The sequence below is a fragment of the Synechocystis sp. CACIAM 05 genome (assembly GCF_010222815.1).
GTDB lineage: Bacteria > Cyanobacteriota > Cyanobacteriia > Cyanobacteriales > Microcystaceae > Synechocystis.
In genome coordinates this window covers 2,300,935-2,316,992 of record NZ_CP019225.1, presented here as the reverse complement: position 1 = coordinate 2,316,992, position 16,058 = coordinate 2,300,935, and the positions used below count along the sequence as shown (strand labels likewise).

At 45.8% G+C, this 16,058-nt stretch carries 13 protein-coding genes; 7 read left to right on the top strand and 6 right to left on the bottom strand.

The features are described 5' to 3' along the window. Window positions 1-124: 124 nt before the first annotated feature. The 4 genes from BWK47_RS10970 to BWK47_RS10960 form a co-directional block, all read right to left on the bottom strand. The gene (locus tag BWK47_RS10970; RefSeq protein ID WP_162328666.1) at window positions 125-1,489 is read right to left on the bottom strand and encodes an NAD-dependent succinate-semialdehyde dehydrogenase; all 1,365 of its coding nucleotides are present in this window, start codon (window positions 1,487-1,489) and stop codon (window positions 125-127) included. A 100-nt stretch (window positions 1,490-1,589) separates the two neighbouring features. Continuing rightward, window positions 1,590-4,778, bottom strand: coding sequence for an efflux RND transporter permease subunit (locus BWK47_RS10965; protein WP_237269612.1), 3,189 nt, complete (start codon window positions 4,776-4,778; stop codon window positions 1,590-1,592). Next, window positions 4,687-4,971, bottom strand: coding sequence for a hypothetical protein (locus BWK47_RS17125; RefSeq protein ID WP_237269611.1), 285 nt, complete (start codon window positions 4,969-4,971; stop codon window positions 4,687-4,689). The genes BWK47_RS10965 and BWK47_RS17125 overlap by 92 nt, the downstream gene beginning before the upstream one ends. A gap of 147 nt (window positions 4,972-5,118) precedes the next feature. Further along, the gene (locus BWK47_RS10960) at window positions 5,119-5,769 is read right to left on the bottom strand and encodes a DUF721 domain-containing protein (RefSeq protein ID WP_237269610.1); all 651 of its coding nucleotides are present in this window, start codon (window positions 5,767-5,769) and stop codon (window positions 5,119-5,121) included. A gap of 76 nt (window positions 5,770-5,845) precedes the next feature. On the opposite strand from BWK47_RS10960, the gene BWK47_RS10955 reads away from it, so the two are divergent. Both BWK47_RS10955 and BWK47_RS10950 read left to right on the top strand, forming a co-directional pair. Further along, complete coding sequence (locus tag BWK47_RS10955) at window positions 5,846-5,962, top strand: photosystem II reaction center protein I (RefSeq protein ID WP_010873313.1); 117 nt, start codon at window positions 5,846-5,848, stop codon at window positions 5,960-5,962. Between the two features lie 228 nt (window positions 5,963-6,190). Further along, complete coding sequence (locus tag BWK47_RS10950; protein ID WP_162328664.1) at window positions 6,191-8,602, top strand: DUF3769 domain-containing protein; 2,412 nt, start codon at window positions 6,191-6,193, stop codon at window positions 8,600-8,602. Window positions 8,603-8,974: 372 nt separating this feature from the next. On the opposite strand, the gene BWK47_RS10945 is transcribed toward BWK47_RS10950, so the two are convergent. Then, window positions 8,975-9,529 carry a YqeG family HAD IIIA-type phosphatase gene (locus tag BWK47_RS10945; protein ID WP_010873311.1) on the bottom strand — a complete coding sequence of 185 codons (555 nt, stop codon included), beginning with the start codon at window positions 9,527-9,529 and terminating at the stop codon, window positions 8,975-8,977. 26 nt (window positions 9,530-9,555) lie between these two features. Continuing rightward, the gene (locus BWK47_RS10940) at window positions 9,556-10,305 is read right to left on the bottom strand and encodes a pseudouridine synthase (protein ID WP_162328663.1); all 750 of its coding nucleotides are present in this window, start codon (window positions 10,303-10,305) and stop codon (window positions 9,556-9,558) included. Window positions 10,306-10,381: 76 nt separating this feature from the next. Here BWK47_RS10940 and BWK47_RS10935 point away from each other — a divergent pair, with 76 nt between their 5' ends. From BWK47_RS10935 to BWK47_RS10915, 5 genes are all read left to right on the top strand, one after another. After that, window positions 10,382-10,585 carry a hypothetical protein gene (locus BWK47_RS10935; protein ID WP_162328662.1) on the top strand — a complete coding sequence of 68 codons (204 nt, stop codon included), beginning with the start codon at window positions 10,382-10,384 and terminating at the stop codon, window positions 10,583-10,585. Between the two features lie 470 nt (window positions 10,586-11,055). Beyond that, complete coding sequence (locus BWK47_RS10930) at window positions 11,056-12,174, top strand: reverse transcriptase domain-containing protein (protein ID WP_162328661.1); 1,119 nt, start codon at window positions 11,056-11,058, stop codon at window positions 12,172-12,174. 36 nt (window positions 12,175-12,210) lie between these two features. After that, the gene (locus BWK47_RS10925) at window positions 12,211-12,732 is read left to right on the top strand and encodes a hypothetical protein (RefSeq protein ID WP_162328660.1); all 522 of its coding nucleotides are present in this window, start codon (window positions 12,211-12,213) and stop codon (window positions 12,730-12,732) included. A 102-nt stretch (window positions 12,733-12,834) separates the two neighbouring features. Next, complete coding sequence (locus BWK47_RS10920) at window positions 12,835-13,743, top strand: hypothetical protein (RefSeq protein ID WP_162328659.1); 909 nt, start codon at window positions 12,835-12,837, stop codon at window positions 13,741-13,743. A gap of 36 nt (window positions 13,744-13,779) precedes the next feature. Further along, window positions 13,780-15,837: an AAA family ATPase gene (locus BWK47_RS10915; protein ID WP_162328658.1), complete on the top strand. Its 2,058-nt coding sequence runs from the start codon at window positions 13,780-13,782 to the stop codon at window positions 15,835-15,837. The last annotated feature ends 221 nt before the right edge of the window (window positions 15,838-16,058 follow it).

Below are 16,058 nucleotides of genomic sequence, written 5' to 3'. Positions count from 1 at the left end.
GTTAGAAAATTATGCTTCAAAAACTCGAAGCCATATTTAACGGGACAGCCCTTAAACTGGAAGTTCCCATAGACTTTACCGCCTACACTGAATAGAAGAGCAATAATGTGAAAATGGTGGCGGACTAAGCAATCCAAACGGTTTTAGCATTGACAAATTCTAAAATGCCCATGCGGCCAAGTTCCCGCCCAAAGCCAGAGCGCTTGATACCCCCAAAGGGAATGCGGGGGTCAGATTTAGTCATACCGTTAATGAATACAGCCCCGGCTTCTATGCCCCGGATTAGTTTTTGTTGATTTTCCGGGTTAGTTGTCCATGCACTGGCCCCCAACCCAAAGGGAATGTCATTGGCCAAGGCGATCGCCTCTTCTAAATTATCGACAGTAAATCCGAGGGCTACGGGGCCAAAAAATTCCTGACGGTAGGTAGGGGCGTTGGGGGGAACGTTGGTGAGCAGGGTGGGAGGATAGTAATTTCCCGGTTGGTCTAGGGCTTGGCCGCCACAACGACAGTGGGCTCCAGCAGCAATGGTTTGTCCTACTTGCTCAACAATGTCCGCCAAAATATCAGGGGTAGCTAGGGGCCCAATATCGGTGGTTGAGAGGCTGGGATCTCCTACTTTAAGAGCTTGGAATGCTTTGGTTAAACGTTGGAAAAATTCCTCAGCAACACTGGCTTGGACAATGAATCTTTTAGCGGCAATGCAAGATTGGCCGTTGTTTTGCATCCGGGCTGGCACAGCTACTTTTAGGGCTTGGTCTAAATCCGCATCTTCGAGGACGATGAAGGGATCGGAACCGCCCAATTCCAACACGGTTTTTTTAATTTGCCCTGCGGCGGCGCTGGCGAAACTAGCTCCAGCGGGTTCACTACCGGTTAAAGTTCCTGCTTGGATGCGGTCGTCGGCCATCAACTCACTGGCCGCTTTGCCTCCAATCAATAGGGTTTGAAACGCTCCTTCGGGAAATCCGGCGGTTTGGAAAATTTTGGCGATCGCCAACGCACATTGGGGCACATTGGAAGCGTGTTTGAGCAGACCCACATTACCCGCCATCAGAGCCGGGGCTGCAAAACGGAACACTTGCCAAAAGGGGAAATTCCAGGGCATCACCGCCAAAATTACTCCCAGGGGCTGGTAAGCAATGAAACTGTGGCTGGCATCGGTGGTCACCACTTCATCAGCTAAGAATTCCTCGGCTTTGTCCGCATAAAAACGACAGACCAGGGCACATTTATTGACTTCGGCGATCGCCTGTGGGATCGGTTTGCCCATTTCCAGGGTCATCAGGGCGGCCCATTCATCCCGCCGTTGTTCGAGGATATCCGCCGCCTTTCTTAACCATTGCCCCCGTTGGGCAAAGGGTAAATGGCGAAAACTTTGGAATGTTTCCTGGGCCAAATCCAGCTTGGCATTAACTTCCACCTGACTATGGGCGATGAAAGTCTGCACCGTTTGGCCCGTGGCCGGATTAATAGTGGCGATCGCCATGGGTTAATGCCTCCCCCTCAAGCTGGAAAATTCCAGAGTTTAAGTTGCCCTAAAGCCATTGGCTTCACTTTCTAGTCTAGGTTGCCTGCTGCTGATCTTGCTAGCTAGGGTTAGTGACAGGCTCCCCATTATCTTCCCCGGAGGGAGGAGGAGGGTTGGAGCCATCTTCCCCTTTCTCCCCCTTCAAAAAGCGGGCCTCCGCTTCTTTAACAATGGTGTAAAGCACCGGCACCAAAAACAAACTAAGAACGGTGGAAATTAGATAACCACCAAAAATAGCTGTTCCCAAAGACCAACGGCTCATGGCCCCCGCCCCGGATGCAATCACCAATGGCCAGAAACCCACCAACCCAGAAATGGCGGTCATCAAAATTGGCCGCATCCTTTCCTTGGCCGCAAAGGCCGCCGCCTGGGGAATATTCATACCCAAATCCATGGCCTGGTTGGCAAACTCCACAATCAAAATGGCATTTTTACTGGCTAGACCAATCAACATTACCAATGCCACTTGGGCATAGACGTTATTGTTCACCGCTGGCCAAACCATGTTGGTCGCCACCATAAAATTGGCCCGCAGGAGAATCGCTCCCATAGCCCCCAGAATTGCCAGGGGCACCGTCATCATAATGATGGCCGGATCCACATAGCTTTCGTACTGGGCAGACAGCACCAGAAAAACCATAATGAAAGCCAAACCAAAAATGATCGGTGCCGCCCCAGCGGATTGTAATTCCTCATAGCCCGTGCCATACCAGGCATAGCCAATGGATTCAGGAAATAACTCCTGGGATAACCGTTCCATGGCCTCCATGGCTTGACCAGTACTGTAACCGGCGGCGGGGGATGCCTGCACATCCACAGCGGGGTAGATATTGAAGTGGGTCAGAATCGGTGGATGGGTGGTTTGCTTAACATCTACCAGATTACTCAATTGCACCAAAGCGCCAGTGCGGGAACGAACATAAAGACGACCAATATCCCGGGGATTGGAACGGAACTGTCCGTCTGCCATAGCATAGACTTGGTAGAGCCTTCCCTCTAACACAAACTGGTTGATATAGTTAGAACCCATATAGGTGCCAATGGTGCTAAACACTTCCGAAATATCGACATTTTGGGCATTGGCTTTCTCCCGATCCACCCCAATTTCCAATAGGGGAGCGTTAAAAGTGAACTGGGTAAATACGGTGCGGGGATCCAAGGCCGGCTCTTGACGCAACTTAGCCATATATTGCTGGATGTAATCGAGGAAGTTGTCCAGGGGAATACTGCCACGATTTTGAATATAAAAATCCAACCCCCCTGTACTACTCAAGCCATCCACAGGGGGAGCATTAACGGCAAAGACCTGGGCATCAGGGATTTTTTGTGCCAATTCCCGGTTAATTTGGGCCAATAAGCCGAACACAGACCCCTTTTGTCCAGGGCGTTCGTCCCAGTTTTTGAGCTTGACAAAAAAGAGAGATTTACTGCTGTCATTGCCTAAAAAGCTAAATCCTCCCATACCCAAGACGTGCTCCACTTCCTCGCGGGCGGCAACAATTTCCGTAGCTTGGGATATAACGTCTTTGGTGTATTCAATGGAAACTCCGGCGGGGGAATTGCCCAGCATGAAAAAATAGCCCTGGTCTTCTTCCGGGATAAAGCCGGTGGGGGTCATATTATAGACAAAGGCCGTGAGGGCAATGCTGGCAACGTAGACAGGGATAGCTAACAGTCTCACCTTTATCAGCATCGCAATAATGCTTCCGTACCGTTCCTTAACCCAGTCAAAACTACGGTTAAACACCCCAAAGAACCACGCCAAGGGTCCATGGGATTCCTTTTTCCGCCGCATGAGAATGGCGGACATACTGGGGGAAAAGCTAATGGCGTTAAAGGTAGAAACGGCCACTGCTGAAGCCATAATGACCGCAAATTGTTTATAAACAATGCCCGTGGTACCGGGGAAAAAGGTGACCGGAATGAACACCGCCATCAGTACCAGGGACGTGGAAATTACTGCTCCCGTAAGTTCCCCCATAGCATCTAGGGCGGCCTGGAATGGTTTCATGCCCTGGTCTAATTTAACTTCGATCGCCTCCACCACCAGAATACCGTCATCCACCACGAGACCAGTGGCCAGAATTACCCCAAACAGGGTCAACTGGTTCAAGCTAAAACCAAAGGCAAGGGCAAAGGCCATGGCCCCAATCAAAGATACGGGAATGGCCAGGGCTGGGATGAGAGTGGTGCGCCAATTCTGTAAAAAAATGAAGATGACCAGGATTACGAGCAAAATCGCCTCCACCAGGGTCATCACTGCCTCCTCTAGGGAAGCGGTCACAAACAAGGTGTTATCCAAGGCTACTTCTGCGTTTAACCCCGGTGGAAACATGGGCTTCAACTCGGCCATTTTTTCTTTGACCATGTTGGCCGTGTCTAGGGCGTTGGTGCCAGGTAACTGGTAGATAACAAAAGCCACGGCCGGGGCATTGTTGAACAGAGCAGTTTGAATGTAGTTTTGGGTCCCAATGGTGGCCCGCCCCACATCTTTAATACGGATTAAGCCACCGTCTTCTCCCACTTTGACGACAATTTGTTCCGCTTCTTCCGGGGTGGTAAAGCGACTTAGGGCCCGGGCGTTAATCTGGAAACGCTGTTGGTTGGTTACCGGCGGCAGGTTAACTCCCCCGACCCCCACTTGCACGTTCTGGTTACGGATGGCATCAAGGACATCTGAGGCGGTTAAATCCCTAGCTGCTAGGGCGTCAGGGTCTAACCAAAACCGCATGGCATATTCGGATGCTCCAATGATGGCAGCGGAGCCTACCCCGTCAATTCGTTTAATTTCATCTAGCAGTACCCGGTCCACAAAGTTGCTGACAAAAACATCGTCATAAATAGGTTTGCCTTGCTCGTCGTTTTCCGCATAAACCCCATAGGCAATGGTCACAGAGGGAGACTGGGTTTGGGTGGTTACCCCTTGACGGTTCACTGCTTCCGGCAGGCTGGAGGAGGCGATCGCCACATTGTTTTGCACCAATACCTGGGCAATGTTGCGGTCCATTTCCACCGGAAAATAGACGTTGATGGTACTAGTGCCGGTGTTATCGGTATAGGAGTTCATATAAATGACTTGCTCCGTACCGTTAATCTGCCGCTCTAGCACAGTGGTGACATTATCCACTGCAGTTTGGGCATCGGAGCCCACATAGTTAGTGGTTACCTGCACCTGTTTGGGGGCCATGTCTGGCAGTTTGGCCAGGGGCAGGAGGGGTAAGGCGATCGCCCCGAGGAGGATGATCACGATGGTGCACACCGTAGTCAGCACGGGGTTTTTGATGAAAACGTTGGAGATACTCAGCAACATAAACCTGGGGGACGGCGGAAAGGTAAACCGGACTCACGGAATCCATTGACGGCAACAGGGGAAAAAAGCTTCCCCTACCCATGGCGATCGCCGGGGGCAGCAACGTCCAGAGTGCAAAGATCCCACCCATCTTAAAGGTTTTTCTGGGGAATGGAGCCAATCCCCATAGTTTCTTAACTGGACTTAATCAAAGCTTTATCTTTCGGCATAATCTAGAGTTTGAACATGGTGTTGACACTCCTATCGGTTGACAACTGCCTCGTATAGAAAACTAAACCTAATGACTTCCATCTTTTTCCGGCCGGGATTGGGAAAAAATTTCCTGCCAGGGTTGCCTTGCACAGACACTACAGCGGCCCCAGCGCTCGATTTCCCCTGGATTGACCGCACTGCCGCATTGGGGACAGGGTTGCAAAACCTGGGCTCGTTTTTTCAAAGTTGTCAACCATTGATCCAAGGCTTCCGCCGCACTAGTGACTTTTTCTCGACGATCGCCAGGAGGGGGAGGGGCAGGCCGGGGCATGGGGGCAGAAGCTTCTGGCGGTTTGCCTGAATGTTGTTGGTGCCAATGAAGGGGGGAAAAGCGCAGATCAGCCAAGGGCTCCGGCAATTCTCGATTCAGTTGGGCTAAAAGATTAATGCGTTGGAGTTGAAGATTTTGGGCCAGAGCTGGGGAGATAACCGCCACTGTCAGTACGTCCCGCTGGATACCTAGGGGTTTAGTACAGTCATGCAAACGGGGATTAATCACCTTCTGCCAAGCTTCTTTGACCAATTGGTAACGGCGCAGTTGTTCCCACCCCGGCGATCGCCCCAGGCGGCCCAGTAATTGTTCAAGATTGTTTAAGCCCATGGTGTGCTCCTTCAGCGGTGGAAATTCCCCGGCTATCTCCCCAAAGCCTAGACCGAAATGGGGTAAAGTAGGCAAGGTAGAATGGTTTCTGCGCCCGGATTTTTACCCAAATTAAGCTTTGCTACGCCTTTGCATTTAACAAGGAGAATTTATGTTAACCCTTAAAATCGCCGTTTATATCGTTGTTGGCTTGTTTATTTCCTTATTTATCTTCGGCTTTCTTTCCAGTGACCCCACCCGGAACCCTGGCCGCAAAGACTTTGAATAAGCTTTAGCCCAAAATTCTTCCTTCTCTCCCTAGACTAATTTTGGTGCCAAGGGTAGATTGGAACCTGATTACTCTCCCCCACCGGAGAGTTTTTTGTCACTGGGGCCACAGACGAAACGATTTCTGGCAATTGTTCGTCCCCCTTGTTAACCAAGCCCGGTTAGCCTTAGCTTTATCTCAGTCCAAACAAAGCAAATGTTAGCGTTGGCGTTTAGTTCGTCGATTTAAATGCCCCCTATTGTTTCCCCTCCCCCTCCTCCGGTACCCATTGAAGTGATCAGTCCGAGGGAGACTGAAGAAATGCTGGCAACTGACGGGGCAACACTTTCCTCGTCCACCCCTCCATCGGCGGATCCGGCGATCGCCCAAGCTTCAGCTAAGGATCTTTACCTTAACCCCAACTCTGGTTTATCCCTCGGGGGTGCCCCCGTTATGCCAGACGGTAAAATCGGCGATCCGTCTGTGGAAGTCCCCATTGCCACGGCCAAGAAAATTATCAGTCAATCCCGGGATGGGGAAATTCAGGAGTATTTGATCACCCCCCCCAGCGACTCGGAGCTGGAAGTGATTACCGGGCCCACGGGTGAGGCTGAGCCCGCCATTGAACAGGGCCAAGAGGCGATCGGTGAAGTCTTGGAAATTGACCCCGGAGCTTCCCCATCCCCAGAGGCGACGGAAAATGACCCGGAGCCAAATCAATTCTTAGATAGTTCCCCCATTCCGGCCACGGAGGAGAATGACGTACCCATTGCTCCAGAAGTAATTGAATTAATTTCTGATCACCAAGAGTTCGATAGCAATCGGGAAATAGTCACTGCCACCGGTAACGTTACCATGCGTTTTGCTAACGGGTTACTACTGGCCGATCGCCTGCGAGTTAATTTGCCCGATCGATTTGCGGTGGCCGAAGGTAACGTCACCCTGAAGCGGGGGGAGCAAATCCTCCAGGGGCAAAGATTTGAATACTTTTTTGTGCTCAACCAGGGGGTAATTTACGACGCCAACGGGGAAATTTACCAGCCCAGCACCGCCCGGGACTTTGCCCAAACTGTACCCACTGACTTTGGTAACCCCATTGTGTCCAACCAAAGTTTGAACGATCGCCTGGCCATCAACCAGCCCGTCACCAACGTAGTGGGACAAGAAGGTTTTAGCACGGGCATTGGAGCCAGTACCCCAGGGGCCCAGAGTGCCAGCCAGACAGAAACTGGGGGCCAAGTTAATCGCCTCCGGTTTCAAGCGGAGCAGGTGGATTTTGACGCCGATGGTTGGCGGGCCAAAAAAGTCCGCATCACCAATGATCCGTTTAACCCGCCGGAATTGGAGGTGCAAGCGGAAACCGCCGATTACTACAACGTCGCCCCGGAAGTGGATGAATTAAAATTGACTGGCTCCCGGGTATTGCTGGATCAAACCACGTCTTTGCCCTTCCAAGACCGACTTACCATCGATCGCCGCGATCGCCAACCGGGATTGATCAGCATTGGCTATGACGGAGAAGACCGGGGCGGTTTATACCTCCAAGGCAATTTCACCCCCATCGACACGGAAAATGTCACCTTTCAAGTTAAGCCTCAATATTTAATACAAAAGGTATTTTTTCCCGATGCTTTCCCCGTAGCTAACCAGAGTGATGCAGAGGTTTGTGCCCTATGTCCCGCCGCCTTTGGTTTAATTACGGAGTTGAACGTCAATTTTAACGAAAGACTCAATTTACTTAATACCCTCAACTTTTCCAACCTCAACTTAGATTCCATCGACAATTCCCTGCGGGCTAAATTGGCGGTGCAAAATAAACTGGGGGATTTGGGCAATCCCTACGATCTAAGGTTTGAGTACAACTACCGCGAGCGTTTATACAATGGCTCCCTCGGTTTCCAAACGGTGCAAAGCAGTGTGGGGGCGATCCTGGTTTCCCCCACCATTAATCCCTTTGAAGATCCCAGTTGGGCCCTCAATTACCAGGCTTCGGTTCAAAGTGTGGAAGCCAGCACCGATCGCCAGGAATTAATTAACCCCACCACCGGAGATAACTTAGTTAGCCTGATGCGCTTGCAGGCGGCGGCATCCTTAACGAAATACTTTGTGCTTTGGGCTGGGGAATCACTCCCCCCCACCGCCGAAGAGGGTCTGCGCTATAGCCCCAATGTGGTGGTACCCTACGTGGTGTTTAACACTGGCATTACCGGGGTGGGTAGTTATTACGGCGATGGCAGTACCCAACCTTCCCTCACCGGCAGCGTCGGTTTTTTTGGACAATTTGGTAACTTCTCCAAACCCTATTTGGACTACACCGGTTTTAACATTGGTTATTCCCAAGGTATTCGGGGCGATGCGTCTCCCTTTTTCTTTGACCGCTTTGCCGACACGGAAATACTGAGCTTTGGCCTGACCCAACAAATTTACGGCCCACTAAGGTTCGGGGTGCAGGGAGCCTACAGTCTGACTGCCAACGAAGAAATTAGCACCGATTACGTGTTGGAATATAGCCGCCGCACCTACAACATCCAACTGCGCTACAACCCCCAACTGCAGGTGGGTTCGATCAATCTACGCATCAGCGACTTTAACTGGAGTGGTAATCCCGGTACCTTTGACGGCAGTGACATCCGCCCTGTCACCCAAGGCGTTATCCGCTGAAGTTCAACATAGGCTAGACCTGACAATTGTTCCTAAATTTTGTTTGCTTTTCTTGACATTTTTGGACTGACCAGTAAAAGAAAATCCAAGGAATGATTCTTTAGCTAAATTGCCACAATTTTAAAGGGATCAAGCCAAAATGACCTGATCCCCGTGTTTTTTATTATGTTAAGGGTCTTTATAAAGGTGACCCCGTGTTATTTCGTTGGATCAATTATGGCTGATCCCCAGGCGATCGCCGCTTTTTTTAAGATTCTCTTTATAATTCTCATAATCATTTCTTATTAAGTTTTGTAACAGAATTATAGCCTACGGGGATTGACTTTTGCCTTGACTAGCATTTCAAATCTGTTTTCCTTGCTGTAGCTGGGTTTATTCAAAAATGCCCTGCAAAGTCACCCCTAGTTTCTGGGAAAGCCAGACTTCAATATTCCTAATCGACCAGGGATAGAGGGGTTTACCGGGCAACTCCATTGGCTCCACCAAAATGGTGAACATGCCCAAACGATTCCCTGCCAGCACATCGGTAAACAGGCGATCGCCCACCATGGCAACGGATTCCACCGGCAATTGCATTTCGGCAATGGCCTGACGAAGTTTACGGCGAGACGGTTTAGCCGCCCCATAAAGGAAAGGTAAATCCAGGGTTTGGGCCACTCCCCCAATGCGGGACTCGCTCATATTGTTGCTCACCAACCAAATGGGCAGTTTGGCCTTAATGGGATCAATCCAAGCCTGGAGTTCCTCGGAAACTTGATCCCCCCGAAAAGGTACCAGGGTTTCGTCCACATCCAACACTAAACCCTTGACCCCATGGCGATCGAGAATGGCCGGGGACAATTCCACAATGGTTTTGCCCAAAACTAAATCCGGTTGCAGTAATTTGGCGCGGGTCATGGGGAAGAAAATAGGGAGATTGAATAACACTAACAATACAATTGTGCGAAACCACCCTACCGCAGATTGACCTGTTTTTTCAACAGTCGAATTTCCGCCGGGGAAAGAAAACGAAATTGCCCACTACCCAGAACTTTGCCCCTGGTATGCAACTGTAGGGGGCCAATGGTGCGGCGATGGAGCTTCAGCACCGTCAATCCCAATTCTTCTGCTAAACGACGAATTTGGCGATTACGTCCCTCTGTCAGGGTAACTAGCAGGTGAATCTGGTCTTTATTTTCGGAAATTACCTCTAGGGTAGCCGGTAGGGTTTTTTTGCCATCTAGCATCATGCCCGATCGCCACTTTTCCAGATCTTCATCACTGGGATTACCTTCTAACCAAACGTCATAGGTTTTGGGCAAATGGTAACGGGGATGGGTCAGCCGCAGAGTCAATTCGCCATCATTGGTAAGCAGGAGAGCGCCAGTGGAATTACGGTCTAACCGGCCAACGGGATGTAGTCCTTTGCCCCGCTGTAAGTCCTGGGGCAGTAAATCCAGCACTGTTTTTCGGCCCCGGGGATCGTCACAGGTGGACAGCACATCCCTTGGTTTATTAACCAATAAATAAATGTCCCGAGGCCGATTATCAGCTTTAATTTGTTTGCCATCCACTGATAAAAAATCCCGCTGGGGATCGGCCTTATCCCCCAGGTTAGCCACTTTGCCATTGACGCTGACCCGCCCCGCCAGAATCATTTCCTCCGCATGGCGACGGGAGGCAATACCCCACTGGGAAAGCAATTTTTGAATACGTTCAGCCATAGGTTATCTGGCGACCTCAAGGAAAAGGAAAGAAGGGGTGAGCAAAACAGAAATTAGTGAAGAATGAGATTCAATTATGCCAATTTTTGCCTTGCCCACCATAGCAGATCCTTCTTCTTTCCTCGTTCGCATGAAATATATCAAAACTTTCTTGAACTGTTTTACCATAGGAATGTCAGGAAAATTGGGTCTCGTTTACGGTGATTCCATGCTTCCAGTAAAAAAATCACTTGCAGATAAAGTATTGATTTCCGTTGTTGATCCTGCGACGGCATACTAATGGTCAGCCTTACGTTGCTTTTTTGGCATTACCGGAAAGTTAGCTATTTTCTAGCGTCCGCTATGTAAAAAGTAAAACAGAGAGAAGAGACAAAGTTAGAATACCTCTGCAAGTGATCCTCCTTTGGGAGTATTTCTATCCTGTTTATGAGGCGATCGCCTATGGGCTACGAGCAATGATTCCTAATGGTTTGTCAATCGCATCAAATCTATTATGGAAAGGATTGCTTAAGGTATGATGAAACTTAGTTAAGTCACAGGCATTACACGCCAATGTGAAACCCTTAGCTCCCATAGCTTGCGGCATAAGTATAGATTTCCGTTGTTGATCCTGCGACGGTGTATTGCCCGGTTAGCTTTACCTCCATACTGTTCAAGACTCGTTGTTCAAGAACAAAGGGTTATAAGTTGGTATAGTACCGCAAGCTTTTAATTTTTGTTGATTGATAAATTGTTGTGAGGAAATAACAAATGTTGCCCAGTGTTATAGAAAATAAAGTTAAAGTTCATCCATTAGATCGCCAGGCTCAAGCGAAAGAAAGATTTGTATTGCCCGGTTCCCAAACGGAGTTAAGGCAAAAGTTTTTAGCATTACAAACACCAGACGATGTTGCTCGATTACTGAATTTGGACTATCGGCGGTTAGCCCATCACATTTATCATGTGCCTACAGAGCAAAAATATAAAACATTTACACTTCCTAAAAAAACGGGGGGAGAGCGGACAATTTCAACGCCAATTAGTGCTTTGAAGATTATTCAGTGGAAGCTGAACCAAGTCCTGACAACAGTTTATGAGGTAAAACCTTCTGCTCACGGTTTTGTACCAGGTAAAAATATTGTCACCAATGCCAAGGCCCATGCGGGTAAGCGTTTTGTGTTGAACTTGGATTTGGCAGATTTTTTTGGCACAGTTAATTTCGGACGGGTGCGGGGTCTATTCATGAATGTACCCTATAATTTGCCAGCTTCGGTGGCTACTGTGTTAGCACAAATTTGTTGTCACGAGAATAAGTTGCCCCAAGGTGCGCCGACTTCTCCAATCATCACCAATATGCTCTGTGCCAAGATGGATAGCCAGTTACAGCGTTTGGCGAAGGAGTGCCGAGCAACCTATACCCGCTACGCAGACGATATTACTTTTTCTACAACCCTTAAGGAGTTTCCCGAAGCGTTGGCCTATGCCATTGAAACCGAGGATGGTGACAAATTGTTACTTGGCGATCGCCTTTTGGGGATCATTGCGGATAATGGCTTTAACATTAATGAAAAGAAGATAAGACTTCAAGTACGAGGAAATCACCAGGAGGTAACAGGATTAACCACCAATGAATTTCCCAATGTTAAACGGACTTACGTGCGACAAATTCGGGCAATGCTCCATGCTTGGGCGAAGTTTGGTTTAGCGGCAGCGGAAAGAGAATATCGTCAAAAATATAATACTAAGGCTCGATTAGCCGTTAAGGGCGAAGTTAACTTTAAGCAGGTGCTTAAGGGAAAAATCGAGTTTTTGGGGATGGTAAAGGGGAAAAATGATTCCCTTTATGTCAAGCTATCCAAAGAATTTAAAAATCTTTCTAGCCTAGTCTAGTTTTATTGATGAATCTAATGAGGTCAAGTAGCTACTATGTCTGAGAAAGAAATATCTCAAAGCATTGATGTTATTAATGAACTTCTTGTGAAGATTGAAAACTATATCAAGGTTACAGATTATGAAGGATATCGTCAGGTTAACAAGCTTTTGCAATCTATAGATTATTTCTCTTTAGACTACTTAAAAAAAGCAGAAAACTCTGATCTTAAAGATCAACTTAGATATGATTGTCGAATGATGGTTAGAGCTAGAATGAAGAATGACTTTCGAGAGTTCTGTAGATACGCTTCACTACAAGTGGAACTGTTAATAGATGAATTTATTTTAAAAATGGAAGAATTTGGACAAATAGAGATTTTAGATAGAGAGTATGACAAGCCCACGGAAATAAAAATATTGAGTAAAAACGAGCAATTAAAGATTAAGAATATTCAACAAAAAATAGATTTTTGCTTAGCTAGTATCAATGTAATTAACTCAAATAAATCTATATCATTAATCTTTAAAATTAGAAATTTAGGTTCTCATCGAGATAAAGCCATGCTTCGTCGTTAGGTTAGCAGAAAATATTTCTTCTTATTTTTTCGATTATCGTTAATAATTATTCTTGTTTAATTCTTACTTTCTAATTTTAGTACTATTTTCTTTTCATCTATTATGTCGATTACTATTCTTTTGCCCGAATGGTCACTTAACAACAGAAGTAACGAAGAAGTTATGAATATCCTTACTGATAAAGTTAAAGATAAAGGCTTTGAAATTAATTGTTTTTATAAGCCCTATTCAACAAATGCAGGTTTAGTATTTAGATTTGATTTGCAGAGTCTAAAAGATGAAGAATTCTTAGCAAATAAACTTGATCAAGAAGTGATTTTTGACGAAACAAAAATTTTAAAACCAAGAACAAAATATGAATCAATTATTCGACTAAAAAAAGATTTATCTCATGAATTACTAGAGAAAAAGATCAAAAACATTAAAGACTTTATTAGTCTTGACAATAAAGCTGGTCAATTGACATTCAACTCAAAACGGGAAACTTCAAATCAATTATATCTCACAGTTAATAACTATTTAAAGTACGAAGAAATACATGGCAAGATCTATACCAATAAACAAGAATTAAATGTTGTATCAATTGAGCTAAATCAATATAATAAAATTGGAAAAGCATCTAAAACATCACTTAATCAAAATGAAATTACTGCTTTCTTTCAACAGGAAAATTATGATGAAGTAATCAAAGATTTAAGACAGTTTATGACTAGCATTTGTGAATTTTTGTCAACCTGTCCCAACACACCAGTTAATAGTTCTGATACAGATCTGAAAAAAGCTTTAGAACCTCTGAAAAAAGATAACAGTGAAGAATCTGAACCTTCTAGTATCTCAGTGGCAAATCTCACAAAAAGTAAACCAAAACTTATACCTCGCCCGCAATTGATCAATAGTTTTAATTCAAAATCTACAGAGATTCCAGAGCCTATAGAAAAAGCTAACGGTGAACAATCTGAACCTTCTAGTAGCTCAGATGAGATTTCTACAGAAAGTAAATCTATAAATTAAAAAATATTTGGCTCCCTTCAAAATTCTTGAAAAATAATGAGTTGTTCAATACTTTTTCTAATTGGTTATCCATCTAGCGGTAAATCCACCGTCGCAGATAACCTTGTCAAACAAAATCCTACCTATCAAATAATCTCCACTGATAAAACTCGTGCCGGATTATTTGGCAAAGAATCTATTCAGGGTAACTGGGAGCAAGTTGAAAATGAAGTCTTTAGACAACTTAAAGAAAACATCGATGCTGGTCATTCGGTTATTTACGATGCTACCAACGCCAAACGACCCTGGCGCATAGAACTAATCCAAAAAATTAAACAACTTGGCGATATTGATATTATCGGCATACATCTCAAAACCCCATTAGACACCTGTAAACAATGGAACCAACAACGCGATCGCCAAGTTCCAGAATTTGTCATTGACGACTATTTCCAAGACTTAAAGCAATTTCCCCCCATTCCCGCTGAAGGCTTTACTGCTGTTATTGATATTCCCTTTAAAGATGGTAGTCTCGACCTCAGTAAATTAGACAATCAACTGGCTAAAGTCTCCCGTAGTCAAATCAACCGTCGGAATCGTACCCAAAACCGCAAAGTAGAACTGCATCAATACTCCCGACTACTGGACTTTGATCGCCTAATGCACCTGATTAGCCTGATCATTCACTATCCCGGCATTGGTAACTTACAACATACCGATTCCGACCAACTGAAAACAATTTTAGGAACAGAGCAAGCATTTGAGACTGAAATCGATGAAATCTGCGCCATTATCAGCAAAATTCACCATCCTATCTATGCAAACAAAGACGCTATCAACCGTGATTTAGACTGGCTGGAAAGTAACAATCTTATTGGCATCAACCAAAACCTCAAAGAAATCGCATTAAGTCCCCTAGAAGATACTGATTTAATTACCCATCCCTATTCGGAAAAAGATGCCTTCTGCCGCTTAATCAAGACCATTCGCTTCATTCTCCACAATTCGCTATTATACAATCCAGAAGCTACTGCTCAGCAAACCTTCATCAACGAAATAGAATCCCAAGGCATTGTCGAATTTAACAGTGGCAACAGTATTAGAAAAGACATTGAAAAAATTCTAAAACCTTACCAAATTCTCCCCAATATTTCCCTCCGACGAGGCTATTTTGCAGGAACTAGCATTCTCTCTGAATCAGATTTATTGCGGGCGTTTAAACTACTAGAAGCTCAAGCAAATGGATTGGATGATCCCCTTGCACTAGGCGTTTACGAACGCTTTAAAGAAAGATTGAGCCATTCTTATAAACTTAATAAAGCCACCTATCCCGTCCGTGCCATTTACAATCGCAACATTGTCGATTTAGATAGCTTACCCTGTAGTTCTCTTGCTGGCAGGATCCATGAAGTGGAGCAAGCCATTGAAAACGCCTATCAACTAGAAGTTAAATATTTTAAAGGAGTAGGACGCTTCACTAAGGAGTCTGATAACTTTTTTATAATTTATCCAATTCAGTTAGTCTTTCATAACATCGGCTGGTACCTAGGCTTTGAAATGACTGATGGCGAGCAATCTGGCCTATTCAAGTTTGAGCGCATTGATCGATTATTTTTAAGCAAAGTTATTCCCATCGCACGGTCACCAGAAGAACAAATCCTTGCACTGCAAAAACTAGAAACTCTCTATCAGTCCTGCGGTGGCATCTTTTTAGGGAACAGCGTCACCGACCAAAAAAACTACTTAAGCCATAAAGCTCAGCAGAAGAAGTCCGTCGAAATTGAAATTGAATTGTGGTTTTCAGATTATATGTTTCGCTTTGTCAGTGAAGGAAACAAACGCTTTCCTCTCAAACAAATGCGGATGTCTCCCAAATTAGACCGAGACCAGCATCGCAAATATGCCGCCCCATACAACTTGCCCAAAACGGGAGATGAACAATTGCCGAATCGCTTCCAAGTTATTCTGCCCAAGTGGATGTTAGACGACGTTGATTTTCGGCGTTGGATAATTGGCTTCGGCGATCAAGTTAAGTTCATTTGTCCTCCAGAATTAGTTTCCAATATACAGGCTCACGGTGAGAGTATAGCCAAGGTCTATTCTCCAGATTATTAGAAAAGCTATGATTTTGCCATTCGCATGAAAACACTGCAAGTATTGGTGTAATGCAATAAGATAAAAATCCTTAGAATTAAAGAGGCAAATAGCATGATGACTATAGTCATTTCAATTAACGATGAGAGAATTTAATGTAAAATTATGGGGTGTATAAAATGAACAGGTTTAAACAATGGCTTACAGTTTAGATTTAAGGCAAAGAGTAGTAGCTTATATAG

Excerpts from the sequence above, each read along its gene's own strand:
- BWK47_RS10970 (WP_162328666.1), bottom strand. The coding sequence starts at position 1,489 with ATGGCGATCGCCACTATTAATCCGGCCACGGGCCAAACGGTGCAGACT.
- BWK47_RS10925 (WP_162328660.1), top strand. The coding sequence starts at position 12,211 with ATGTCTGAGAAAGAAATATCTCAAAGCATTGATGTTATTAATGAACTT.
- BWK47_RS17125 (WP_237269611.1), bottom strand. The coding sequence starts at position 4,971 with ATGGGTGGGATCTTTGCACTCTGGACGTTGCTGCCCCCGGCGATCGCC.
- BWK47_RS10935 (WP_162328662.1), top strand. The coding sequence starts at position 10,382 with ATGCCAATTTTTGCCTTGCCCACCATAGCAGATCCTTCTTCTTTCCTC.
- BWK47_RS10930 (WP_162328661.1), top strand. The coding sequence starts at position 11,056 with ATGTTGCCCAGTGTTATAGAAAATAAAGTTAAAGTTCATCCATTAGAT.
- BWK47_RS10950 (WP_162328664.1), top strand. The coding sequence starts at position 6,191 with ATGCCCCCTATTGTTTCCCCTCCCCCTCCTCCGGTACCCATTGAAGTG.
- BWK47_RS10940 (WP_162328663.1), bottom strand. The coding sequence starts at position 10,305 with ATGGCTGAACGTATTCAAAAATTGCTTTCCCAGTGGGGTATTGCCTCC.
- BWK47_RS10955 (WP_010873313.1), top strand. The coding sequence starts at position 5,846 with ATGTTAACCCTTAAAATCGCCGTTTATATCGTTGTTGGCTTGTTTATT.
- BWK47_RS10915 (WP_162328658.1), top strand. The coding sequence starts at position 13,780 with ATGAGTTGTTCAATACTTTTTCTAATTGGTTATCCATCTAGCGGTAAA.
- BWK47_RS10920 (WP_162328659.1), top strand. The coding sequence starts at position 12,835 with ATGTCGATTACTATTCTTTTGCCCGAATGGTCACTTAACAACAGAAGT.